The organism is Pseudomonas sp. LB1P83 (assembly GCF_054897885.1).
Window position 1 is genome coordinate 3,302,235 of record NZ_CM142709.1, and the last position, 22,728, is coordinate 3,324,962.

Annotated in this window: 21 protein-coding genes, 1 tRNA gene and 1 pseudogene; 14 read left to right on the top strand and 9 right to left on the bottom strand. The window is 59.6% G+C overall.

Annotated features, from left to right (window positions below; all coding sequences use genetic code 11):
* Positions 1-854 precede the first annotated feature (854 nt).
* A complete protein-coding gene (locus ACYZTY_RS15090; RefSeq protein ID WP_461959325.1) occupies positions 855-1,568 on the top strand; it encodes a methyl-accepting chemotaxis protein in 714 nt (237 codons plus the stop codon).
* 287 nt (positions 1,569-1,855) lie between these two features.
* On the opposite strand, the gene ACYZTY_RS15095 is transcribed toward ACYZTY_RS15090, so the two are convergent.
* Positions 1,856-1,931 (bottom strand) — tRNA-Thr (locus ACYZTY_RS15095).
* A 343-nt stretch (positions 1,932-2,274) separates the two neighbouring features.
* Between ACYZTY_RS15095 and ACYZTY_RS15100 the strand changes: the two are divergent.
* The 7 genes and pseudogenes from ACYZTY_RS15100 to ACYZTY_RS15130 form a co-directional block, all read left to right on the top strand.
* Positions 2,275-2,532, top strand: a pseudogene (locus ACYZTY_RS15100) (LysE family translocator); the annotation flags it as partial.
* 73 nt (positions 2,533-2,605) lie between these two features.
* A complete protein-coding gene (locus ACYZTY_RS15105; protein ID WP_461959186.1) occupies positions 2,606-3,646 on the top strand; it encodes a DMT family transporter in 1,041 nt (346 codons plus the stop codon).
* Positions 3,647-3,735: 89 nt separating this feature from the next.
* Positions 3,736-4,206, top strand: a complete 471-nt coding sequence (locus ACYZTY_RS15110) for an arsenate reductase ArsC (protein ID WP_461959326.1) — start codon at positions 3,736-3,738, stop codon at positions 4,204-4,206.
* Positions 4,206-4,895 carry an arsenical resistance protein ArsH gene (gene arsH / locus ACYZTY_RS15115; protein WP_461959187.1) on the top strand — a complete coding sequence of 230 codons (690 nt, stop codon included), beginning with the start codon at positions 4,206-4,208 and terminating at the stop codon, positions 4,893-4,895. The genes ACYZTY_RS15110 and arsH overlap by 1 nt, the downstream gene beginning before the upstream one ends.
* A 64-nt stretch (positions 4,896-4,959) precedes the next feature.
* Complete coding sequence (locus ACYZTY_RS15120) at positions 4,960-6,042, top strand: bifunctional transcriptional activator/DNA repair enzyme AdaA (protein ID WP_461959188.1); 1,083 nt, start codon at positions 4,960-4,962, stop codon at positions 6,040-6,042.
* Positions 6,043-6,079: 37 nt separating this feature from the next.
* Positions 6,080-6,883, top strand: coding sequence for an isocitrate lyase/PEP mutase family protein (locus ACYZTY_RS15125; RefSeq protein ID WP_461959189.1), 804 nt, complete (start codon positions 6,080-6,082; stop codon positions 6,881-6,883).
* A gap of 5 nt (positions 6,884-6,888) precedes the next feature.
* On the top strand, positions 6,889-7,506 hold the full coding sequence (locus ACYZTY_RS15130) for a DNA-3-methyladenine glycosylase family protein (protein WP_461959190.1): 618 nt from the start codon (positions 6,889-6,891) through the stop codon (positions 7,504-7,506).
* Between the two features lie 126 nt (positions 7,507-7,632).
* Here ACYZTY_RS15130 and ACYZTY_RS15135 read toward each other — a convergent pair whose 3' ends face one another.
* From ACYZTY_RS15135 to ACYZTY_RS15145, 3 genes are all read right to left on the bottom strand, one after another.
* Positions 7,633-8,730 (bottom strand): extracellular solute-binding protein, encoded by a 1,098-nt coding sequence (locus ACYZTY_RS15135; RefSeq protein ID WP_461959191.1) that lies wholly within the window; start codon positions 8,728-8,730, stop codon positions 7,633-7,635.
* A gap of 2 nt (positions 8,731-8,732) precedes the next feature.
* Complete coding sequence (gene aguA, locus ACYZTY_RS15140) at positions 8,733-9,842, bottom strand: agmatine deiminase (RefSeq protein WP_461959192.1); 1,110 nt, start codon at positions 9,840-9,842, stop codon at positions 8,733-8,735.
* Positions 9,843-9,942: 100 nt separating this feature from the next.
* Positions 9,943-10,827: a LysR substrate-binding domain-containing protein gene (locus ACYZTY_RS15145; RefSeq protein WP_461959193.1), complete on the bottom strand. Its 885-nt coding sequence runs from the start codon at positions 10,825-10,827 to the stop codon at positions 9,943-9,945.
* A gap of 263 nt (positions 10,828-11,090) precedes the next feature.
* On the opposite strand from ACYZTY_RS15145, the gene ACYZTY_RS15150 reads away from it, so the two are divergent.
* From ACYZTY_RS15150 to ACYZTY_RS15160, 3 genes are all read left to right on the top strand, one after another.
* Entirely contained in the window at positions 11,091-11,495 is a 405-nt protein-coding gene (locus ACYZTY_RS15150) for a PaaI family thioesterase (RefSeq protein ID WP_461959194.1), read from the top strand.
* Between the two features lie 46 nt (positions 11,496-11,541).
* Positions 11,542-12,030: a GFA family protein gene (locus ACYZTY_RS15155; protein WP_461959195.1), complete on the top strand. Its 489-nt coding sequence runs from the start codon at positions 11,542-11,544 to the stop codon at positions 12,028-12,030.
* Between the two features lie 102 nt (positions 12,031-12,132).
* Complete coding sequence (locus tag ACYZTY_RS15160; protein WP_461959196.1) at positions 12,133-12,921, top strand: MipA/OmpV family protein; 789 nt, start codon at positions 12,133-12,135, stop codon at positions 12,919-12,921.
* A 113-nt stretch (positions 12,922-13,034) separates the two neighbouring features.
* On the opposite strand, the gene ACYZTY_RS15165 is transcribed toward ACYZTY_RS15160, so the two are convergent.
* The 3 genes from ACYZTY_RS15165 to ACYZTY_RS15175 form a co-directional block, all read right to left on the bottom strand.
* Positions 13,035-14,321: an ATP-binding protein gene (locus ACYZTY_RS15165; protein ID WP_461959197.1), complete on the bottom strand. Its 1,287-nt coding sequence runs from the start codon at positions 14,319-14,321 to the stop codon at positions 13,035-13,037.
* On the bottom strand, positions 14,322-15,029 hold the full coding sequence (locus ACYZTY_RS15170) for a response regulator (protein ID WP_461959198.1): 708 nt from the start codon (positions 15,027-15,029) through the stop codon (positions 14,322-14,324).
* Positions 15,030-15,264: 235 nt separating this feature from the next.
* Positions 15,265-15,873 (bottom strand): MiaE family protein, encoded by a 609-nt coding sequence (locus ACYZTY_RS15175; protein WP_201202602.1) that lies wholly within the window; start codon positions 15,871-15,873, stop codon positions 15,265-15,267.
* 161 nt (positions 15,874-16,034) lie between these two features.
* Between ACYZTY_RS15175 and ACYZTY_RS15180 the strand changes: the two genes are divergently transcribed.
* Complete coding sequence (locus ACYZTY_RS15180; RefSeq protein WP_461959199.1) at positions 16,035-16,898, top strand: universal stress protein; 864 nt, start codon at positions 16,035-16,037, stop codon at positions 16,896-16,898.
* A 126-nt stretch (positions 16,899-17,024) separates the two neighbouring features.
* Here the strand turns inward: ACYZTY_RS15180 and ACYZTY_RS15185 are convergent, their stop codons facing one another.
* The gene (locus ACYZTY_RS15185) at positions 17,025-17,495 is read right to left on the bottom strand and encodes a DUF1289 domain-containing protein (RefSeq protein WP_131062789.1); all 471 of its coding nucleotides are present in this window, start codon (positions 17,493-17,495) and stop codon (positions 17,025-17,027) included.
* A gap of 510 nt (positions 17,496-18,005) precedes the next feature.
* On the opposite strand from ACYZTY_RS15185, the gene acnB reads away from it, so the two are divergent.
* The gene (acnB, locus tag ACYZTY_RS15190; RefSeq protein ID WP_461959327.1) at positions 18,006-20,615 is read left to right on the top strand and encodes a bifunctional aconitate hydratase 2/2-methylisocitrate dehydratase; all 2,610 of its coding nucleotides are present in this window, start codon (positions 18,006-18,008) and stop codon (positions 20,613-20,615) included.
* Positions 20,616-20,796: 181 nt separating this feature from the next.
* Here the strand turns inward: acnB and ACYZTY_RS15195 are convergent, their stop codons facing one another.
* Positions 20,797-22,077: a serine/threonine transporter gene (locus ACYZTY_RS15195; protein WP_461959200.1), complete on the bottom strand. Its 1,281-nt coding sequence runs from the start codon at positions 22,075-22,077 to the stop codon at positions 20,797-20,799.
* A 267-nt stretch (positions 22,078-22,344) separates the two neighbouring features.
* Between ACYZTY_RS15195 and ACYZTY_RS15200 the strand changes: the two genes are divergently transcribed.
* Positions 22,345-22,728: a tautomerase family protein gene (locus ACYZTY_RS15200; RefSeq protein ID WP_461959201.1), complete on the top strand. Its 384-nt coding sequence runs from the start codon at positions 22,345-22,347 to the stop codon at positions 22,726-22,728.

Consider the following 22,728-nt stretch of genomic DNA (forward strand, 5'->3'; position numbering starts at 1 on the left):
GCAGCCTGGGCTTTGGCGCGATCTTTGTCGGTGGCGTCGCGGCGTTCGGTCAGATGGATCGGGCGGCGATTGAGATGGGGCAAGGCAAGGATGTCGTGGCCGACATTCTTCCGCCGCCGTTGTACGTGATCGAAGCGCATTTGATCGTCTATCAACTGATGAACAGCGGCATTGACACCGCGCAGGGGCTGAGCAAGCTTCATCAGTTACGCACCGATTTCGATACGCGCAACGCGTACTGGCTCGCCTCCAACCTCAATGATGCGGTTAAAGACAGCCTGCTTGGCGCCCAGAAAAAAGCCTCCGATACCTATTTCAGCGCACTTGAAACACACTTCATTCCGGCCCTGCAACAAGGCAATCAAGCGGCCGCCAACACCGCGTTCGAGGAACTGAAAGCCGCCTATGACCTGCACCGCCTGGGCGTCGACAAAACCGTTCTGGTCGCCAACGCCTACGCAGACGCGCAACTAGTGGAGATGAGCAACACCTCCAGCAACGCCCGTTGGCTGTTGGGACTGGTCGGCGGCCTGAGCACCTTGGTCGCCTGGCTGATCTACACCTTCGTCGCCCGCCGGATCAAAACTCTGCTCGGCGCCGAACCTGCCGAACTGCGCCAGGAAATGGCCCGTTTCGCCTCAGGTGACCTGCGCAACGATAACCGTCCTCCCATTGCCGGCAGCGTCCTGGCCGGCCTGGCCGAAGCCCGGGAGCGCATTCGCAAGCTGGTGGCCGATACCGCCGCCGGCGCTGAATCGGTGGACGTACAGGTCAGCAGTGTCAATATTGCACTTGAGCAACTGAAGGAAAACTCCACGTGCCTCGCCGAGTCGGCGCTGACCACAGGTGTGGCCATGGAACAGATTTCCAACACCATCACTCACATCGCCAAACAGGCGGTGGCGGCGCAGACTTCTGTCGGCCAGGCGGACGATCAGGCTCGCGCCGGTGACAGCGCCCGCCTGGAAAGCCTGGAGAGCGTGCAGCGCCTGGCGACTGCCAGCCGCGAGACGCAATCCTCGGTCACCGACCTGGGCACACAATCGAACAAGGTCAGCGGCATCGTACAGACCATTCGTGAAATTGCCGGGCAAACCAATTTACTGGCGCTCAACGCCGCCATCGAGGCCGCCCGTGCCGGTGAACAAGGCCGTGGCTTTGCCGTGGTCGCCGATGAAGTGCGCAAGCTGGCCGAACGCACGACTAACGCGACCACGGAAATCGAGTCGTTGATCGACGCCATCCGCCGCAGCATTGAAGGTGCCGTGCAAGCGATCCAGCACAGTGCTGGGGACGTCGACGTCGGCATCAAGACGGTGGTGGCGGCCGGTGAGTCGTTGATGGGCATTCAGGACCGCATCGCGGTAGCGACTCAGGCGATGCTGGAGATTGTCGCCGCCACCCTTGAAGTCACCAACGCCTCGCGCAAAGTCACTTCCAGTATGGAAGAAGTTGGCCACCTCGCCGACGCCGGCAACCGCTCGGCCGCCACGACCGCCGGCGCCGGTGAAGTACTACAGAGTGTTTCGCAAAGTTTGCGTACGGCATTAAAGGCGTTTGCGTTTTGAATCTTGCTCGCAGACAAGCCAGCTCTCATGTATTTGTGGGAGCAGGTTTGCCTGAAAAAAACGGGTGCGACTATATACCTACAACCATTTAGTAACAAATATCCACTTAAATTCAATTTTTCAATATTAAACAACTCCTCGCTAACTAGGGAAGTCATGCTAATACACCGCTTATGTGTATTGAAATACTGAACTACGAGGCGAGCACAAGGTGAAGACTTTAATCCCCAGATCAGATCGTCCTTGAGATAAAGAAGAATGAGGAAGGCATAAGTAAGACTAGTAGGTGGTGCCGCTTACCGAAATTGAACTGATGACCTTCTCATTACGAATGAGCTGCTCTTCCAACTAAGCTAAAGCGGCACTACTCCTGTCGAGCTAGCAAAAAGAGCTACAGCGCGTCAATGAGCCCTCACCCTACAAACATTCGTCGAAAACGCGAGCAGTCACTCAGACTCTTAAGTCATCGGTTCACACCTACGCTCCGGCTCACGCCTCCTCGCTACTCAGAAAATGGATGACTCCAATAACTGGGAAATTACACTCCACTTGCCCACCCGCTTGCATTCGACTTGACCAGGCATTTGCATTCGTTCTGACCAGCGATTGCATCGGATTTGACCTAAACGTTTCGTGGGCATGACCGGTTGAATCCACAGCCGAAAGCAGCCCCTCCGGGCCTGGAGGCATCAAACTCGGCCCCAGTAACCCCAAGGCGATCCTGATCTTCACCGCCTTCCTGCCCCAGTTCGTCGACCCGACCCGCGCCGTGACGCCGCAATTTGCGTTGCTCGGCGCGTTGTTCCTGATGCTGGAATGGATCGCCATCAGCGCCTACGCCTACATGGGCCTGCACATGCGCCGCTGGTTTGCCGAGCCTCGGGGCAAGCGGATATTCAACCGTTGCTACGCGGGGTTGTTATCGGCGGCGGCTTCGGTGCTGTTGATGGCACGCCGCGCCTGAGTTCCAGGGTTGACTGGATGCTGCGCAGGTTCAAACTGCGATGCACCCCGAATCAATACTCGCCGAGCCTTGAATGAACCTGAACGTTATCTATGCCCTGAGCGCCGCCGCGCTGTTTGGGGCGAGTACGCCGCTGGCCAAGGTGTTGGGCCTGAACCTCTCGCCGATCCTGCTGGCTGGATTGCTGTATCTGGGCAGCGGGTTGGGCTTGACCCTCGTCAGGCTGATCCGCGACCGGGGCTGGCAGCCCAGCGGCCTGAAATCATCTGAATGGCCTTGGCTGATCGGCGCCATCGTGTTTGGCGGCGTGCTTGGGCCGGTGGCGCTGATGTTTGGTTTGACCCTGACCTCCGGTGCCACGGCCTCGTTGATGCTCAACCTCGAAGCGGTACTGACTGCCGTGCTCGCGTGGGTAGTGTTCAAGGAAAATGCAGACCGACGCATCGTCGCCGGGATGCTGGCCATTGTCGCGGGCGGATTGATCCTGGCGTGGCCGCACGATTCGGCGCAGCCACAAGGCTGGATCGGGCCGCTGGCGGTAGCACTGGCCTGTGCCTGTTGGGCGATCGATAACAACCTGACGCGCAAAGTGTCGGCCTCGGATGCCGTGTTCATCGCCGGGATCAAGGGGCTGGCCGCAGGGTTGGTGAACTGCTCGCTGGCGCTGCTTCTGGGCGCAAAACTGCCGCACATCACGGTAATTGGGCCGACATTGATCGTCGGCTTCCTCGGCTACGGCATCAGCCTGGTGTTGTTCGTTCTGGCGTTGCGCGGGTTGGGCACCGCACGCACGGGCGCCTACTTTTCCACGGCGCCTTTTCTCGGCGCCGCAATGGCCCTCCTGCTGTTCGGTGAGACGGTTTCCCTGACGTTCTGGATCGCGTCGTTGCTGATGGGCCTGGGCGTCTGGATACATCTAAGAGAACATCATGCCCATCACCATCAGCACGTGGCACTCACCCACGGCCATCGGCATGTGCATGACGAGCATCATCAACATGAGCATTCGTTCCAGTGGGATGGGACCGAGCCGCACAGCCACGAACATCAGCACACGCCAATCCGCCACAGTCATCCACACTTTCCGGACATCCATCACCGGCACAAGCATTAGAAAGTGGAAAAAGCACGTTGGTTTTTTCTGCGAGCATCCGTATATTCGAATATCCATATATACGAGCCACCGCGATGACTATGCGTCCCATCACAGTTCTCTTCATGTGCACCGCCAACAGCTGCCGCAGCGTGTTGAGCGAGGCGCTGTTCAATCACTTGGCTCCCGCGGCCTGTGAGGCGGTGAGTTCCGGCAGTTTCCCCAGCGGCCGGCTCAACCCTCAAGCCGTGCAAACATTGCACAACCTCGGTATTTCGACCGAAGGCCTCTACAGCAAAGACTCTTCGGTGTTCGCCGACGCCCCGCCCGATATCGTCATCACCGTGTGCGACAAAGCCGCCGGGGAAGCGTGCCCGGTGTATTTCGGCCCGGCGATCAAAAGCCATTGGGGACTGGCCGATCCATCGGAGGTGCATGGCACCGAGCAAGAAATCCAGGCCGCGTTCGACAGCACCGTCGAAACGATCAAACAACGGTTTGCAGCCTTCTTCGCACTGGACTTGAAAACCCTTTCGGACGCCGAACTGAAAGTCCAACTGGACCGCATTGGAGCCCTGTGATGAACGACGACCTGCCCAATCTCGATCTGGAGCTGCTGACGCTTTCAACCGAAAGCACCCACAAACCACGCATCCTGCTGCTCTACGGCTCCACCCGCGAGCGCTCTTTCAGTCGGCTGCTGACTGAGGAAGCCGCACGGATTCTGCGTCTGCTGGGGGCCGAAACGGTGATCTTCGATCCTTCCGGTCTTCCCCTCCCCGACGATGCGCCCAGCGACCACCCGAAGGTCCAGCAACTGCGTGAGCTGGTGCTCTGGTCAGAAGGCCAGGTCTGGTGCTCGCCGGAGCGCCACGGTTCGATGTCGGCGGTGTTCAAGGCGCAAATCGACTGGATCCCGCTGACGATGGGCGCGGTTCGTCCGACCCAGGGCAAAACCCTGGCGGTGATGCAGGTCTGTGGCGGTTCCCAGTCGTTCAACACGGTCAATCAACTGCGCGTGCTGGGACGCTGGATGCGCATGTTGACCATCCCCAACCAATCTTCGGTACCCAAGGCTTTTATGGAGTTCGACGAGGCTGGCCGGATGAAGCCTTCGGCGTACTACGATCGTGTGGTGGATGTGATGGAAGAACTGATGAAGTTCACCGTGCTGGTGCGTGGCCGCGAGGAGTTCCTGGTAGACCGGTATTCGGAACGCAAAGAGAGCGCTGAAGAACTGTCGAAGCGGGTCAACCAACGCTCGATCTGAGGCAGAGGAATTCCCTGTCGATTTTCCGGTGGAGGCGCCGCTCGACGCGTCTTATGCTCAACCCATGAACCTACAAAACGCTTTGCTTCCGCCCCACGCCGAGATGGTTCGCGCCATGCTCGAACGAGACACTGCCTACGAGGGGGTGTTCTTTACTGCCGTGAAGACCACCGGGATCTTCTGCCGCCCCAGTTGCACGGCGCGCAAACCGAAACCGGAGAACGTCGAGTTCTTTGCCCATGCCGATGAGTGCATGTCGGCGGGCTACCGTGCGTGTCTGCGCTGCAAACCACTGGACGCCGCGGCCATTGCGCCGGACTGGGTGCAGGCGTTGCTCAAGTCGGTGGACAGCGATCCCGACCTGCGCTGGACCGATGCTCAGCTGGTTGCCGAGGGCATCGAGCCGCTGAAACTGCGGCGCTGGTTCAAGCAGCATTTCGGCATGACCTTCCACGCCTGGCTGCGCACCCGTCGCCTGGGCATGGCGCTGGGCGGCATCAAACAGGGTGATACCATCGATAATGCGGCGTTCGACTCGGGCTACGAATCCCTGAGCGGTTTTCGCGATGCGTTTCAGAAATCCTTCCACATCACGCCGGGCCGCGCGGCCAACAGTGAGCCGCTGCTGTTCACTCGCCTGACCACGCCGCTGGGGCCAATGATCGCCATGGCCGAACGCCGTGGGCTGGTGCTGCTGGAGTTTCTCGATCGTCCGGCGTTGACCCGGGAAGTCGAAGAACTGCAAAACCGTTATGGCTACGCCGTGGCGCCGGGGCACAACGCCCATTTGCAGCAGATTGACGCCGAGCTGACGCAGTATTTCGCCGGAAAACTCACTGAGTTTCGCGTTCCGCTGCACCTGCCCGGTAGCGAATTCGCAAGGCGGGTCTGGGCCGAACTGGCGAAGATCCCCTACGGCCAGACCAGCACCTACGGCACCATCGCCGCAATACTGGGCAAGCCCGGCGCCAGTCGTGCAGTGGGCCTGGCCAACGGGCACAACCGTCTTTCTATTGTGTTGCCCTGCCACCGGGTGATCGGTGCAGACGGCTCGTTGACGGGCTATGGTGGAGGACAACCGCGCAAGGCGTTTTTGCTCCGGCTGGAAAAAGCCGCCGTGCAGGTGACTGAACAACTCGCTTTCTGATCCCCTGATTCTCTGCAAAAAGTCATAAGGACATTCGATGGACACCCAATTTCATCAACTGCACCACGACGGCCTGCTGATCCTCACCAACGTCGCCGATGCCACCGGGGCGCGCATCGTCGAGCAACTGGGCTGCAAAGCCGTGGCCACCAGCAGCGCGGCGGTTGCCTGGGCTCATGGGTATGCGGACGGCAATACCCTGCCCCTCGAACGCCTGATATCGACCGTCGAATCCATCGCCCGCGTGATCTCGGTGCCGCTGACCATCGACGTCGAGGCCGGTTATTCCGATGACCTGACGCGGGTCACCGAAGTGATTGATGCGGTGATCGCGGCCGGTGCGGTCGGGATCAATATCGAGGACGGTGCCGGCCCGCCGGATTTGTTGGCACGCAAGATCGAAGTCGCCCGTCAGGTTGCCGATCGCCGCAGCGTGAAGCTGTTCATCAATGCCCGCACCGACGTGTACCTGAGGGGCCTGGTGCCTGCCGAAGATCGCGTCGCCGAAACGCTCAAGCGCGCCGCGTTGTATCAGGCGGCGGGCGCCGATGGGCTGTTCGCGGCGGGCGTCACTGCAAAATATGAAATTGAGGCGCTGTGCCAGGGCACCTCGTTGCTGGTGAATGTACTTGGGCTGCCGGGTTTGCCATCGCCTGAAGAGCTGCAAGCGCTCGGCGTGCGGCGCCTGAGTGCCGGCTCGGGCATTGCCGAGTTTCTTTATGGCGCAATGGCTTCCGTGGCCAAAGGCTTTCTGGAGACCGGCAAACTCGACAGCAGCCACCTCAAGGCCTTCACGTATGGGGAAGTTAATGCTCTGCTGAAAATGGCCGGGAACACTTGATCGCCATGCCCGATCCCTATCTGCCCGCGACCAGGTTTCTGTCATCGATCGATGACGACTGGCGGCGCCACATCGCCGCCATCGGCCCGTGCTTGCACCAACCCCATGCGGCTCGTGATCCTTATGAGTCGCTGGTGCGGGCGATTGCCTATCAGCAACTGCACGCCAAGGCCGGGGATGCGATTGTCGGTCGGCTGCTGGCGTTGTTTCCGTCGACGCCGTTTCCAAGGCCTGAGCAGATTCTGGCGACAGGGTTTGATCAAATGCGCAGTTGCGGGTTTTCCGCGGGCAAGATCGCGACCATACAAGGAATTGCGCAGGCCGCTTTGGACGGTGTGGTACCGGATTACGCAACCGCACTGGCGATGGATGATGAGGCGCTGATTGAGCGGTTGATCACCTTGCGCGGGGTTGGCCGCTGGACGGTTGAGATGCTGCTGATTTACAGCCTGGAGCGCCCGGATATTTTACCGGCGGATGATTTTGGGGTGCGTGAAGGGTATCGCCGGCTGAAGGGGCTGGAGGTACAGCCGACGCGTAAGCAGATGGTTGAGATTGGCTTGGCGTGGAGTCCGCATCGCACGGTGGCTTCCTGGTATTTGTGGCGGATGACTGGCAAGTAGACCGCGTTATCGTTCATCGCGAGCAGGCTCACTCCCACAGGGGGTTTGTGAACGACACAGATCAACTGTGGGAGCGAGCCTGCTCGCGATGACGGTGTCACATTCACCCCCATCACTCAAAGCCGATCACAACCCGGATTTCAACCGAGTAAACGCCCGAATCAGCGCCCGGTTGAACGCCTTGCCATTGTCATTCTTGCTATACAACGAAGCCCTCACCTGCGCCGACGGATACGTCCCCGGATCATTGCGAATCGCCGGATCGATCAACCCGTCCGCCGCCGTAATCGCGTTGGCGTAGTGAATGGTGTCAGTGATCGGCGCAATCACTTCTGGGGTCATCAGGTAATCCATCAACGCCAGCCCGGCCTCGGGGTGCGGTGCATCCTTGGGAATGACCATGGCATCAAACCAGATCAACGTGCCCTCCTTCGGTATCCGGTAACTGAGTTTGAACGGCTTGTTCGCCGCCTCGGCCTGACCGGCCGCAATGGCCACGTTGCCGTTCCACGACATCGCCACGCAGGTGTTGCCGTTGGCCAGGTCGCTGATGTTCAGGTCATTGTCAAAATAGCGAATGTACGGCCGGATCTTCGCCAGTTGTTGCTCGGCCAGTTTCAGGTCATCGAGATTCTGCCTGTTGATGTCCAGGCCCATGTACTTCATCACCGCGGCGAAAACCTCGTTCGGATCATTGAGCAAGCTGACCCCGCAATCGGCAAATTTCGACACCACGGCCGGGTCGAACAGCATTGCCCAACTGTCCCGTGGCGCGTCCGGCAGGCGCTGTTTGATCGCCTCTTCCTGATAACCGACGCCCGTAGTGCCCCAAGCGTAGATTCCGGCGTAACGATTACCTGGATCGAACGCGGCCATGTGTTGGCGGAACTCTTCCCCGACGCCGGCAAAGTGCGGCAGTTGCTGTGGGTTCAACGTTTGAATCGCCCCGCTTTGAATCGCCCGGGACAGGTGTTGCCCCGCCGTCAGCACCAGGTCATAACCGCTGCGGCCGGTCAGCAGTTTGGTCTCGACGGTTTCCAGGGAGTCGAAGTGATCGGCCACCACATGGATCCCGGTTTTCTTCTCGAAATTGGTCAGGGTATCCGGGGCCAGGTACTCGCCCCAGATGTACAGATTCACCACCGGTTTCGCGGAGTCGGCGGCCTGCACACACAAGGGTGCAAGCACCAGCAATAACGCTTGAGTCAGTTTGTGCAGGCCCATGTTTAAACCCTCTTCCCGGCGTATTGCGGCATGGTGATACAGGCGACATTGCCGCCACCCAGGAGGATTTCCCGAGAGTTTTCGATGCCGACGATTTTGTGTTGCGGGAACAATTCGGCCAGCGTCGCCTGCGCCACCTGATCATGGCGATCACCAAACAGCGGCACCACGATCGAGCTGTTGCCGGCGTAGTAATTGATGTACGACGCGCAAATTTTGGTCCCGGCCTGACGGGTATGGGTGCTGTCCTGCTGGTCCAGGCCCTCGGCTTCTTCAGCGGTCCACTCCAGCACATCCGGTTGCGGCAGCTTGTGCACGATCAACTCGCGGCCACGGCTGTCGCGGGTGCTGCGCAGAATGTCGTAGGCCTCTTGATAGATTTCCCACTGCGGGTCATCGCGATTGTCGGTCCATTGCAGCACCACTTCGCCGGGACGCACGAAGCACGCAAGATCGTCGACGTGGCCGTCGGTTTCGTCGAACTTGCAACCCCTTGGCAACCAGATGATTTGCTCGGCACCGAGGTAATCGGTCAGGCGGCGGGTGACTTCTTCCTTGCCCAGATGCTGGTTGCGATTACGGTTGAGCAGGCATTGTTCGGTGGTCAGGATGCTGCCCTGGCCGTCAGCCTGGATTCCGCCCAGTTCGGCAATCAACGGCGCGCGATAACGGTCGAAGCGTTCGATTTCGAGGATTTTGCTGGCGATCTGATCGTCCTTGTCCCACGGGTAGTACAAGCCGCCGTCGAGACCGCCATAGGCGTTGAACTCGAAGTCGACGCCGCGCACTTCACCGCTGGCGTCGTTGACCACAAAACACGGGCCGCTGTCGCGGAACCAGGTGTCGTTGCAGGTCATTTCCACGACTCGTACCTGAGGCGGCAACTGGCGGCGAGCGGTGACGAATTGCGCGGCTGATGCGCAAACCGTGACCGGTTCGCTCTGGGATATCGCGGTAACAATTTGCACCCAGACCTTCTGCGCAGGCTTGGCACCGTTGCGCCAGACGTCGGTGCGTTCCGGCCAGCCGAGCCAGCAACCGGCCTTGGTTTCGAATTCGCCGGGCAGGCGGAAGCCGTCGAGTTTCGGGGTGGAATCGAGCAAACGTGCCATGGTCAGACCTCATCAGCGGGGATTGGAATGACCACAGGCTAAGGTCGTCGGCGCCCTCCTCGCCAACGATGATTATTTCGGAATACTTGAATTCAACTCATCAATCGATCAGCTGATCGTTGAACCATTCCAGCATCTGCGCCACGGCCGGACGCTCCAGGCGCACCCGCTCGCACACCAGCGCATATTGCCCGAGCGCGGTCATGCTGGCGGTGAAGGGCCGGACCAGACGACCGCTGAGCAAGTCTTCCTGGGCCGTCAAATTGTCGCCCATGGCCACGCCCTGCCCCTGCACCGCCGCTTCCAGCGCCAGGCCCGCATGGGCGAAATACAGTTGCCGCTGGGGACGCTGATCGCCGGCATGACTGGTGAGCCACGCGGTCCAGGTCTTGCCGTCCTGATCGTCGTGCAGCAGGCAATGGCGCGCCAAGTCCTTGGGGGTTTTCAGGGTGCCCTGATTGAACAGACCGGGGCTGCACACCGGAAAGAATTGCAGCGCCGGCAAGGGCTTGACGAAGTACGCGCTGCTGTCGACCGGGCCGGTGCCGTAGGTGATCGCCAGGTCGATGTCTTCCCCCGGCGCCGTGGCGTCGATCGGTTGTTCATAGAGGTGCAGCGTGATGTGTGGATAGCGCGCGTAGAAGTCCGTGAGGCGACTCATCAGCCACTTTTGCGCCAACTCGGCGGTGACCGCCAGACGCAATACGGCCAGCGAGGACGGGTCACGCAATTCATCGCAGGCTTCGCCGATCAGTTCGAAGGCTTGCTGCAGGCTTTGCATCAACCGGCCAGCGGCCATGGTTGGGCGAATTTGCCGGCCTTCTCGGATAAACAGCGAGACGCCCAAGTGTTCTTCGAGCTGGCGGATTTGATGGCTGACGGCGCTGTCGGTGACGCAAAGCTCGGCGGCTGCCCGGCCGAAATGGGCGTGACGGGCGGCGCATTCGAAGGTTCTGAGTGCTGCCAGGGAGGGTAGTCGTCGCATGGTCTCAGCCCCTTTAATGAAGTCGCCATGCTGCCTTGGCCATGGGTGGGCGTCTAGTAAGACCGCGTTATCGTTCATCGTCGGAACGACGCCCGGAGCCGGCTCACTCCCACAGTTGACCGCATTTCAACTGTGGGAGTGAGCCTGCTCGCGATGACGGCGGCACATTCACCACCAATCCAATGGCCCATCACCCTCCCTTATCCACCATGACTTCCCCCAAAACCCGGCGCATGTTGGTGGCTCAACCGGAGGGATTCGTCATGCTAAACGCACTTAAACAGATCAACTCAACCTCAGCCTTCAACCGCTGGGCCGGTTTCGAAGTGACCGCTGCCGCGAGCGGCGAAGCCGAGCTGACGATGGCTTTTCGCGAAACCGACATGGCGCAATATGCCGGTTTTCTGCACGCCGGCCTGATCGGCGCGCTGCTCGACACGGCCTGCGGATTCGCCGCCGGAACGGTCGCCGGCAACGTGCTGGCTTCGCACTTTTCGGTCAACTGCCTGGCACCCGCCGTCGGTGAAGTGTTCATCGCTCGAGGTCGGGTAGTGAAGGCCGGCAAGAAGCAGGTTTTCGCCCGCGCCGAGCTGTTCGCGCAAACTGGCGACCAGTTGAAACTGGTGGCAACCGGCGATGCGATTCTGGTGCCGGTCGAGGGGCGCTGACGGTCTAGGCTGTCTTGGGTAAACCCCACCCTCGTCGGAGGTTCCCATGCAGCTCGAAGGTTCCTGCCATTGCGGCGCTGTGTCGTTCAGCCTGAACAGCGCCCACCCCTACCCGTATCAGCGTTGCTATTGCTCGATCTGCCGCAAGACTCAGGGCGGTGGCGGTTACTCGATCAACATTGCCGGTGATGCCGCCAGCCTGAAGGTCCGTGGGCGCAAGCACGTCGCGGTTTACCATGCGCAACTCAAGAACGAAGGCGACAAGCGCGCCCATCGCAGCAGCCTCGGCCGGCATTTCTGCTCGGTCTGCGGCTCGGGCCTGTGGGTGTATAGCCCCGAATGGCCGGAGCTGATTCACCCGTTTGCGTCGGCCATCGACACCCCACTGCCGGTGCCGCCGGAACACACGCACTTGTTGCTCGACTCAAAAGCGCCATGGGTGGAAGTCGACATGCGCCCCGGCGACAAGCAGTTCGACGTCTATCCCGAAGAGTCGATTGCCGACTGGCATGAACGCCTGGGCTTGAGCCGCTAAAACCGCTTCACAGTCTTTGACAGTTTCCCGACAAAGCTCTCAAAGATTGGGGGCCGGCAGCCGCCTAGCATGGGCGTATCCAATCTCCCTTCGGGTACTCCCATGTTTCGTTCGCTGTGTCTGTCGTTGACTTCACTTGGCCTGCTCCTTCCCGCCGACTCTTTACGCGCTGAAGACTGGCACTCCACCTTACGCGCCGGTGCCGCCAGCGTGCCGCGTTACAGCGGCAGTGACGAGCGCGTGGTCGCGCCACTGCTGGGCGCCAAGGTTGTCAGCCCGTATGGAATCTTTCTGGACACTGAAAAGGGGTTGGGCTGGGCGTTCGATGAAGACGACTTCGGCCTGAGCGTGTACATCGGCGCGAGCGATGTGCGCAAGGATCGCAAGAGCGGATTCAAAGGCTCGGATGAGCTGGACGGCATGGGCTCGATCAAGTCGCGCCCTGTGCTGGGCCTGGACGGGACGTACCACATGGGCCCAATCATTCTTGGTGCCAGTTTTGAGCATGCGCTGGAAAAGGATGATGACGATCACGACACCGGCTCAGCCTGGAATCGCCTGAAGCTGAGCATCAGCGCGCCATTCTATGAGGGTGACTACGGCAAGGTCGTCGGCAGTCTGAACAGTCAGTTTGGTGACAGCAATTATGTGCGCACCTGGTATGGCGTAAGCGCGGCGCAGGCGTCGCGCAGTCAGTTCAGGGCGCATGACACTCACGGTGGGCTAGTGAGTCGCGGGGCGGAGTTGAACTGGTCGTTGCCGATCAATGAACAATGGAGCGTTTCTACGGTGCTGGCCGTGCAGTATCTGGCGGGTGATGCGGCGGACAGTCCGATAGTCGAGCGGCGGATGCAGACTTCGGTGGGTGGGCAGGTGGCGTACACCTTTTGACAATGCTGGGTTGCTGATTGCCCCATCGCGAGCAGGCTCACTCCTACATTTGGAATGCATTCCAAAATGTAGGAGTGAGCCTGCTCGCGATAGCGTCAGTGAGAACGACACAATTAATCCAGATGCGCCCACGTCATGCGAAACGACGCCCCGCCCCACGGCGAGTCCGCCACTTGCACTTGCCCGCCATGGGATTGCGACACCCGCCGGACCAACGCCAGCCCCAGGCCAAATCCGCCGGTACGGCGATCACGGCTGGCGTCCAGGCGCGAGAACGGTTCGAAGATCTTCTCGCGCCCGTCCACCGGCACACCCGGGCCATCATCGTTGACCAGCACTTCGTAGCAGTCACCGCTACGGACCAGCGACACTTCCACCCGCTCATCGGCATAACGAATGGCATTGCGCAGCAGATTGATCACCGCACGGGCCATAAAGCGCGGTTCGAGGCGCACCTGATCGACCTGACACTCGACAATCAACAACTGCACCCCGGCGGCCTCGGCCTCCAGCGCCACGCTGCCCACCACACTGTCCAGCCAACTGTTGGCCTGAATGTTTTCCCGAGTGATGACCGTGGCGCCGCGCTCCAGACTGGCGTAGGTCAGCAGCTCGGAAACCATTTCCTCCAACTCGCCGAGGTCGGCGTACATGTCGGCAATCAGCTCGCGGTTCTGGGCCGGATCGGGCTGTTGTTTGAGCTGATCAAGTTCGAAAGACAAGCGCGCAATCGGCGTGCGTAATTCATGGGACACCGCGTTGGTCAGCTCGCGCTGATTGGCGATCAAGCCTTCGATGCGCGCCGCCATCAGGTTGAAGTGTTCGGACAAGTCACGAATGTTCGAGCGTTTGGACAGCTGGATCCGCGACGACAAGTCGTTATCGCCGAAGCGCTCGGCCGCCAGGCGCAGTTTCTCCAGGTCTCGCCAATGCGGCCGGACCCAGAACATCAACACAAAACCGATCATCACCGCGATCATCAGATACGCCGCCGCAATGTAGAACGGCATCAGACTGGGCTCGGCCGGCTGCTTGATGCTGAGTAGCTGAGAACCGTCGTCGATGCGCGAGATGAACTGCGTGTACTTGTCGCGAATCACCAACTGCCCCAGGGCCAACTCGGCTTTCTCCTGATCGGTCAGGGACAGTTGTCCGCTCTCGACCAAGCTCAGGCCCAAGCCATAGTAGGGGCGCACCGCTTCCAGTTGTCGGTCCCGGTCCGAAGCGTCCAGATCACGTAACTGCTCGACCAGCGACCAGGCCTGGCCCCTCACCGCCTCGCGGTTGTAGCTCTGCATCTGACCGGCGAGAAGCGCGTCGAACGTGCGCTCGACCGTTTGCAGCCCCAGTACCAGGCCAACCGTCATCACCAGAAACAGCCCGAGAAATAACCGTAGCATTTACAGCTCCCACGCAAACGGATTGAACAAGTAACCCTTGCCCCAGATGGTCTTGATGCACACCGGTTCGCGCGGGTTGTCCTTGAGCTTGCCGCGCAACTTGCTGATGTAGACGTCGACACTGCGGTTGAGCCCGTCGAAGGCAATACCGCGCATGCGGTTGAGGATGTCGTCGCGGGACAGAATCTTGCCGGCGGCGCTGGCCAGCAACCACAGCAGCTCGAATTCCATGGTGGTCATTTCAATGACATCGCCCGCCAGCCGCACTTCGCGGCAGCTGCGGTCGATGCTCAGGCTGCCGAATTCCAGGGCGCTGCACACGCTGCTGTCCGGGGTCTGACGCCGTTGCAACGCACGCAGTCGGGCCAGCAGCACCGGCGGCTTGATCGGTTTGATCACGTAGTCGTCGGCGCCAGACTCCAGGCCGAGGATGTGATCGAGGTCATCTTCCTTGGCCGTGAGGATGACGATCGGCGTGTCGGACACGCTGCGGATCTCGCGACATACGTGCAGGCCGCTCTGGCCCGGCAGCATCAGGTCGAGCACGACAATTTTCGGTTTGAATTCGAGGAATGCGGCCAACGCAAGGTCACCGCGGTATACCTGCCGGACCTCAAAGCCATGTTGGGACAGGAAATGCGCGATCAACCCGGAGAGCTTCTCGTCGTCTTCCACCAGCAATACTTTGCCAAAACCCAGGTTATCCATAACGACCGTCTGCTCCCCTTGTGTGAAGTGGGCGGCATTATGGCGCCAATCGGTGACGGGACGGTGATGACGGGCAGCAAAAACCGGCCTCGGGGGCCGGTTTTGGGTGATGTTTCATGTTTTTAAGAGTTTTTAACAATGTTGAATCAAAGCATGACTTTTTTTGTAGGCGCGAGGCTTGCCCGCGAAGGCGATCTCAAGGACGCCTTCGCGGGCAAGCCGTGCTCCTACAGGGTTATGCGGCGACAGGGACGCCACTGTGAAAACGGAACTCCACGTCCGGCGACTCGATCAATTCCTGCTCGGCAGCGCGAACCCGGTCGATCACCTGGGCAATGTCCTTGGCATCACCGTACTGGTAAGCCAGTTTCAGGTAACCCTGAAAATGCCGCGCTTCGCTTTTCAGCAAGCCGAAATAGAACTTGCCCAGTTCTTCGTCCAGATGCGGCACCAGCGCCTCGAAACGCTCGCAACTGCGGGCCTCGATAAACGCGCCAACCACCAGGGTGTCCACCAGCTTGACCGGCTCGTGGCTGCGCACCACTTTGCGCAGGCCCGAGGCGTAACGCCCGGCAGACAGCTGACGCAACTCGATCTTGCGCTTTTTCATCAAGCGCATGACCTGCTCGTGGTGCACCAACTCTTCCCGGGCCAGGCGCGACATCAGGTTGATCAGGTCGACGTGGGAGTGATACTTGGCGATAAGGCTCAACGCCGTGCTGGCCGCCTTGAACTCACAGTTCTTGTGGTCGATCAGCAGGGTTTCCTGATCGGCAAGCGCTGCCTGGACCCAGCCGTCGGGGGTGCGGCAGCCGAGGAACTCGTGAATTTCGGGAAGGATCATGGGGCTCACGGAATAAAAGGTATAAATCGAAGGGCGCCGATTATACCGGCCTGCCGCCAGACCACCAGACGCGACCGTTGATATGCATCAAGTACCGGGTTGGCGGCGAACAACTATAGTTGTCCAACGCGGTATTTTTTACCTTCCTGGAGATCCCGATCATGCAAGCCATTCGCAGCATCCTGGTGGTCATCGAACCCGAACACTCGGAAAGCCTGGCGCTCAAACGGGCCAAACTGATTGCTGGCGTGACCCAGGCTCATCTGCATCTGCTGGTGTGCGATCGAAAGCATGACCATAGCGGCATGTTGGGCGTGCTCAAGGCGGCCCTGATTGAGGACGGCTATAGCGTCACTACCGAGCAGGCCTGGAATGAAAGCCTGCACGAAACCATTGTCGATGTGCAGCAGGCTGAAGGCTGCGGGTTGGTGGTCAAACAGCATTACCCCGACAGCTCGTTGAAAAAAGCCCTGCTGACCCCGGCGGACTGGAAATTGCTGCGTTATTGCCCTACGCCGGTGCTGCTTGTGAAAACCTCAAAACCGTGGACGGGCGGGGTCATTCTGGCGGCGATCGACGTCGGCAATACCGAGAATGAGCACCGCACCTTACACGCCGCCATCGTCGATCACGGCTACGACATCGCCAGCCTGGCCAAGGCTCGTTTGCACGTGGTCAGCGCCCATCCGTCACCGATGTTGTCGGCGGCCGACCCGACGTTGCAGCTCAGCGAAACCATCGAGGCGCGCTATCGCGAGCAGTGCAAATCGTTTCAGGCCGAATTCGATATCGATGATGAACACCTGCATATCGCCGAAGGCCCGGCGGACGTGTTGATTCCGTTCATGGTGCACAAGCTTCAGGCGGCGGTGATCGTCATTGGTACGGTCGCACGGTCCGGGCTGTCCGGGGCGTTGATCGGGAATACGGCGGAGGTGGTGCTGGATGCGGTGGAGAGCGATGTGCTGGTGCTGAAGCCGGATACGATCATGGATCATCTGGAGGAGATTGTTACTCAGCATTGAGAGGTGTGGTGCCGGTGAAATTGCCTTCGCGGGCAAGCCTCGCTCCTACGAGTTATGTGTTTGTCGCACGTATTAGACACGACATAAATCTGTAGGAGCGAGGCTTGCCCGCGAAGCTTTTAAGGTTTACCCGCCGAAGGCGTCTTTGAGGAAACCGGGGGCGATATAGCGCTGGTAATGCGCCTCAGACAGCAAAAAGAATTCCCGATCAATGGCATCGCGCAATTCCGGCAGATTCCAGTCGCGAAACTCCGGCATCAATACCATCCCGTAGGCTTCCAGGTTGTTGATTACCCGCGCACCCCGGGCGATCAGCTGATAAGCCCAGCAATACTCGGACTGATGCGGCACAAAGCGGATCTTGCGCTGTTCCAGCTGCAAGCGCAGGCGCTGGGCATCGAAAACCTCCAGTTTGCTGGCCATCACCTGGGACAACAGCTGCTCAAGACGCAGCCACACCGCGCGCTTTTCCTCCTCGTTGTAACCATTCCAGTTGATCACTTCATGGTGGAAACGCTTGCAGCCACGACACACCAGATCACCGTAAACAGTGGAGCAGAGGCCGACGCAGGGGGTCTTGATGGTCTGATTGGGCATAGGTAGGCAAAACACGGGAGAGCAGAACAGGTCGGCATGTTAGCCCTTTGTCCGGCATTCATCACCCCTCAAAATGCAGGGGCACAGGGTCTGTCGGGCTTTGGTGACACCGGTGACGGATGCCCGCGCCTTGCTTCGCACACGTCGGCCCGGTAATGCGGCTCGCCACCAAAGTCCAATAGCCGCTGACTTACCTTTAATTTTTTTTTGCCGTAGAATCAGCCAGCCTTTTAAGGCGCCAATGTCCGTTAGAAGCTGTTTTCAAAGCGTCACGAGCACAGTCGTTCCTTCAGAGCGGTGTTGGCGATGGGTTTTTCCAGCGGGGAAAAGCCAATCGCCAACCCTCATCAGCTCCCGTTCTGCAGGCGTAAAACTTTGAAAGCAGCTTCTGTAAGGAATTGTCGGTAATTCTGGCTAAGTGGCCCACAACGCCACGCAGCGCATGAGTACGGCAATTTCGGGATGAGCGTCCCGGACACCCATTTGGGACCACTGATGAGGGTAATAACTGTGCTTGAAGCCTACCGCAAACATATCGAAGAGCGTGCAGCACTGGGTATCGTTCCCCAGCCGCTAAACGCCGAACAAACTGCAGGCCTGGTCGAGCTGCTGAAGAATCCCCCGGCTGGCGAAGAAGCTTTCCTCGTTGACCTGATCACCAATCGCATTCCGCCTGGCGTGGACGAAGCAGCCTATGTAAAGGCTGGCTTCCTGTCTGCCCTCGCTAAAGGCGAAGCAACATCCCCTCTGATCGACAAGAAACGCGCTGTTGAACTGCTCGGCACCATGCAGGGCGGCTACAACATCGTGACGTTGGTTGACCTGCTTGACAGCGCCGAACTGGCCCCTGTTGCTGCCGCTCAACTGAAGCACACCCTGCTGATGTTCGATGCGTTCCACGATGTGGCGGAAAAAGCCCGCAACGGCAACGAACACGCCAAAGGCGTGATCCAGTCCTGGGCTGACGGCGAGTGGTTCCGCAATCGCCCAACCCTGGCCGACAAGATCAGCCTGCGCGTGTTCAAGGTCACCGGCGAAACCAACACCGATGACCTGTCCCCTGCTCCGGACGCCTGGTCCCGCCCGGACATCCCGCTGCACGCCCTCGCCATGCTGAAAATGGCCCGTGAAGGCATCGTGCCTGACGTCCAGGGCGTTACCGGCCCGATGAAGCAGATCGAAGAAATGCGCAACTCCGGTTTCCCGATCGCCTACGTCGGTGACGTGGTCGGTACCGGTTCTTCGCGTAAATCCGCCACCAACTCGGTGCTGTGGTTCTTCGGCGACGACGTTCCTAACGTTCCGAACAAACGTGCCGGCGGTTTCTGCTTCGGCAGCAAAATCGCTCCGATCTTCTACAACACCATGGAAGATGCCGGCGCACTGCCGATCGAATTCGACGTCTCCAACATGCACATGGGCGACGTGATCGACCTGTACCCGCATGCTGGCAAAGTCTGCAAACACGGCACCGACGAAGTCCTGACCACCTTCGAAATGAAGACCCCGGTGCTGTTGGACGAAGTCCGTGCTGGCGGTCGTATCCCGCTGATCATCGGCCGCGGCTTGACCGACAAGGCTCGTGCTGAACTGGGCCTGGGCCCTACCGATCTGTTCAAACTGCCTGAAGCACCTGTCGACACCGGCAAGGGCTTCACCCTGGCACAGAAAATGGTCGGCAAGGCGTGCGGCCTGCCAGAAGGCAAAGGCGTTCGTCCAGGTACTTACTGCGAACCGAAAATGACCACCGTCGGCTCTCAGGACACCACCGGTCCTATGACCCGTGACGAACTGAAAGACCTGGCGTGCCTGGGCTTCTCGACCGATCTGGTAATGCAGTCCTTCTGCCACACCGCGGCCTATCCAAAGCCGATCGACGTGACCACCCACCACACCCTGCCAGACTTCATCATGACCCGCGGCGGCGTTTCCCTGCGTCCGGGCGACGGCATCATCCACAGCTGGCTGAACCGCATGCTGCTGCCGGACACCGTCGGTACCGGTGGTGACTCGCACACCCGCTTCCCGATGGGCATTTCGTTCCCGGCCGGTTCCGGCCTGGTAGCGTTCGCCGCAGCCACCGGCGTTATGCCGCTGGACATGCCGGAATCGATCCTGGTGCGCTTCAAAGGCAAAATGCAACCGGGCGTCACCCTGCGCGACCTGGTTCACGCCATTCCTTACTTCGCGATTCAGGCTGGCCTGTTGACCGTCGAGAAGAAAGGCAAAAAGAACGCGTTCTCCGGCCGCATCCTGGAAATCGAAGGCCTGGACGACCTGAGCATCGAGCAGGCTTTCGAGCTGTCCGATGCCTCGGCCGAACGTTCGGCTGCCGGTTGCACCATCAAGCTGTCGAAAGAGTCGATCACCGAGTACCTGAACTCCAACATCACCCTGCTGCGCTGGATGATCGGCGAAGGCTACGGCGATGCGCGTACCCTGGAACGTCGCGCTCAAGCGATGGAAGCCTGGGTTGCCAACCCTGAGCTGATGGTTGCCGATGCTGACGCCGAATACGCTGAAGTCATCGAAATCGACCTGGCCGACATCAAGGAGCCTGTGCTCTGCGCGCCAAACGATCCGGACGACGCCCGTCTGCTGTCCAGCGTTGCTGGCGAGAAGATCGACGAAGTGTTCATCGGTTCGTGCATGACCAACATCGGTCACTTCCGCGCTGCCGGCAAGTTGCTGGAACAGGTCAAAGGTCAGCTTCCAACCCGTCTGTGGCTGTCGCCGCCGACCAAAATGGACGCTCACCAGCTGACCGAAGAAGGCTACTACGGCATCTACGGCAAGGCCGGCGCACGCATGGAAATGCCAGGCTGCTCGCTGTGCATGGGTAACCAGGCACGTGTAGAACCGAACTCCACTGTGGTGTCGACGTCGACCCGTAACTTCCCGAACCGTCTGGGTGACGGCGCGAACGTCTACCTGGCTTCGGCTGAGTTGGCGTCTGTTGCTTCCATCCTGGGTCGCCTGCCGACCGTTGAGGAGTACATGGAATACGCTGGCAAGATCGACAGCATGGCGGCCGATGTCTACCGCTACCTGTCCTTCGACCAGATCGCCGAGTTCCGTGAAGCTGCTGCGAACGCCAACATCCCGGTCGTTCAAGCCTAACGCTACAACGCAATAAAAAACGCCGCCCATCGTAAGATGAGCGGCGTTTTTTTATGCCTGAATCCGAACACCGCACAAAACCCGTAGGAGCGAGGCTTGCCCGCGAAGGCCATCACGCGGACAAACTGCTAGACCGCGTCATCGTTCTTCGCGGGCAAGCCTCGCTCCTACGGGGGATGCGTCAGGCCATCAGGGAGTAGATCAACGCCGAAATCGCCACCAAACCCACCGCCGTCACGAAGACGTTGGACGCTTGGCCACGGAAACGCGCCATCGCTGGCACTTTACGGATCGCGTACATCGGCATCAGGAACAGGATCGCCGCGATGACCGGGCCACCGAGGGTTTCGATCATGCCGAGGATGCTCGGGTTCAGGGTCGCGACAATCCAGCACACCACCAGCATGAACGCGGCCGTCATGCGGTCCAGGGTCTTGGGCGCCGGACGTTTTCCGCTTTTCACGATCAGGCCTTTGAGGCCTTCGCTGGCGCCGATGTAGTGACCCAGGAACGATTTGGAAATGGCCACGAACGCAATCAGCGGTGCCGCGAAGGCAATGGTCGGGTTGCTGAAGTGGTTGGCCAGGTACGACAGGATCGACAGGTTCTGTGCCTTGGCTTCCGCCAGCTGCGCCGGTGACAGGGTCAGTACGCAGCTGAAGACGAAGAACAGCACCATCACCACCATCAAGACGTGGGCGCGGGACAAAATCTGCGAGCTGCGTTCTTCAGCGTGTTCGCCGTAACGACGCTTCTGGTCCACCGCGAATGCCGAGATGATCGGCGAGTGGTTGAACGAGAACACCATCACCGGAATCGCCAGCCACAGCGTGTGCAGCAGCGCCGACGGTTCAGGCAGGGTCGAAGCCGTGGCCAGGATGCCGCCATTCCAGTGCGGAATCAGGAACACCGCCAGGAACAGCAGCGCAACAATGAACGGATACACCATCAGGCTCATGGCCTTGACGATCATTTGCTCGCCGCAACGCACCACGGCCAACAGGCCGAGGATCAGCACCAATGAGAGCACGGCGCGTGGTGGCGGCATGATGTGCAGTTGATGCTCGAGGAAACTGCCCACGGTATTGGTCAGGGCCACGCTGTAGATCAGCAGGATCGGGAAGATCGCGAAGAAGTACAGCAAGGTGATCAGCGCACCGGCCTTGATGCCGAAGTGTTCTTCAACCACTTCGGTGATGTCCGCACCTTCGCGTCCGGACAGCACAAAACGGGTCAGGCCACGGTGCGCATAGAAGGTCATGGGGAACGCCAGTACCGCCAGGATCAGCAACGGCCAGAAACCGCCCAGGCCCGCGTTGATCGGCAAAAACAGGGTACCGGCTCCGATTGCCGTGCCAAACAGGCCCAGCATCCAGGTGGTGTCATGGCGATTCCAGCGAGTGAGAGTCGCTGGTGTCGCCGCTACATAGCGTTCGTCGACGCTATTGGCCTGATCATTCATCCGGTGGGATCTCCGCATTCCGGTCATTTGCTACCCGGTCAGGACGAGTCGGAAAAATACCGACGGGCAGCGCCCTGGCCGAAACAGGGGCGCGATTGTCCGGGATTAATGAACAGAAGCAAAGACTTAGCTGAGGAGTGGTTGTGCGGATCAGATTTCGGAGTACTTTATCAAATAGATGTTTCAAAAAATCTATTTGATAAAGAATCAGCGTCAGGTACTTTCAACCCTGCCTGCTGACCAGCAACCTGACTGCGGAGCCCTCCCATGCCACTCGTTCGCGTCGACATCAAAAAGCATCAAGACCCCACTTTCGCCAAACGTGTCGGGCAGCTGATTTACGCCGCCATGCACAGCTCGATCGGCGTGCCGGAAAACGATAATTTCCAGATTCTCGCCGAGCACGATGAACAGCATTTCATCTTTGATCCCAGCTACCTGGGCATCAGTCGAACCGACAGCCTGGTGGTGATTCAGATCACCCTGAGCGAAGGCCGCACCGTCGAGCAGAAGAAACTCCTCTATAAAACCATCGCCGAGAGCCTTAACGCGGAACTGGCGGTGCGGCTGGAAGACGTCTTCATCAATCTGGTGGAAGTGAAGAAAGAGAACTGGTCGTTTGGCAACGGCATCGCTCAATACGCCCTTTGA

What these genes read in the sequence shown, in the direction of transcription:
- ACYZTY_RS15170 (WP_461959198.1), bottom strand. Translation starts at nt 15,029, where the DNA reads ATGGATAACCTGGGTTTTGGCAAAGTATTGCTGGTGGAAGACGACGAG.
- ACYZTY_RS15145 (WP_461959193.1), bottom strand. Translation starts at nt 10,827, where the DNA reads ATGCGACGACTACCCTCCCTGGCAGCACTCAGAACCTTCGAATGCGCC.
- ACYZTY_RS15160 (WP_461959196.1), top strand. Translation starts at nt 12,133, where the DNA reads ATGTTTCGTTCGCTGTGTCTGTCGTTGACTTCACTTGGCCTGCTCCTT.
- ACYZTY_RS15125 (WP_461959189.1), top strand. Translation starts at nt 6,080, where the DNA reads ATGGACACCCAATTTCATCAACTGCACCACGACGGCCTGCTGATCCTC.
- ACYZTY_RS15195 (WP_461959200.1), bottom strand. Translation starts at nt 22,077, where the DNA reads ATGAATGATCAGGCCAATAGCGTCGACGAACGCTATGTAGCGGCGACA.
- ACYZTY_RS15185 (WP_131062789.1), bottom strand. Translation starts at nt 17,495, where the DNA reads ATGCCCAATCAGACCATCAAGACCCCCTGCGTCGGCCTCTGCTCCACT.
- ACYZTY_RS15130 (WP_461959190.1), top strand. Translation starts at nt 6,889, where the DNA reads ATGCCCGATCCCTATCTGCCCGCGACCAGGTTTCTGTCATCGATCGAT.
- ACYZTY_RS15105 (WP_461959186.1), top strand. Translation starts at nt 2,606, where the DNA reads ATGAACCTGAACGTTATCTATGCCCTGAGCGCCGCCGCGCTGTTTGGG.
- aguA (WP_461959192.1), bottom strand. Translation starts at nt 9,842, where the DNA reads ATGGCACGTTTGCTCGATTCCACCCCGAAACTCGACGGCTTCCGCCTG.
- ACYZTY_RS15200 (WP_461959201.1), top strand. Translation starts at nt 22,345, where the DNA reads ATGCCACTCGTTCGCGTCGACATCAAAAAGCATCAAGACCCCACTTTC.
- ACYZTY_RS15165 (WP_461959197.1), bottom strand. Translation starts at nt 14,321, where the DNA reads ATGCTACGGTTATTTCTCGGGCTGTTTCTGGTGATGACGGTTGGCCTG.
- arsH (WP_461959187.1), top strand. Translation starts at nt 4,206, where the DNA reads ATGAACGACGACCTGCCCAATCTCGATCTGGAGCTGCTGACGCTTTCA.
- ACYZTY_RS15135 (WP_461959191.1), bottom strand. Translation starts at nt 8,730, where the DNA reads ATGGGCCTGCACAAACTGACTCAAGCGTTATTGCTGGTGCTTGCACCC.
- ACYZTY_RS15175 (WP_201202602.1), bottom strand. Translation starts at nt 15,873, where the DNA reads ATGATCCTTCCCGAAATTCACGAGTTCCTCGGCTGCCGCACCCCCGAC.
- ACYZTY_RS15120 (WP_461959188.1), top strand. Translation starts at nt 4,960, where the DNA reads ATGAACCTACAAAACGCTTTGCTTCCGCCCCACGCCGAGATGGTTCGC.
- ACYZTY_RS15150 (WP_461959194.1), top strand. Translation starts at nt 11,091, where the DNA reads ATGCTAAACGCACTTAAACAGATCAACTCAACCTCAGCCTTCAACCGC.
- ACYZTY_RS15090 (WP_461959325.1), top strand. Translation starts at nt 855, where the DNA reads ATGGAACAGATTTCCAACACCATCACTCACATCGCCAAACAGGCGGTG.
- ACYZTY_RS15180 (WP_461959199.1), top strand. Translation starts at nt 16,035, where the DNA reads ATGCAAGCCATTCGCAGCATCCTGGTGGTCATCGAACCCGAACACTCG.
- ACYZTY_RS15155 (WP_461959195.1), top strand. Translation starts at nt 11,542, where the DNA reads ATGCAGCTCGAAGGTTCCTGCCATTGCGGCGCTGTGTCGTTCAGCCTG.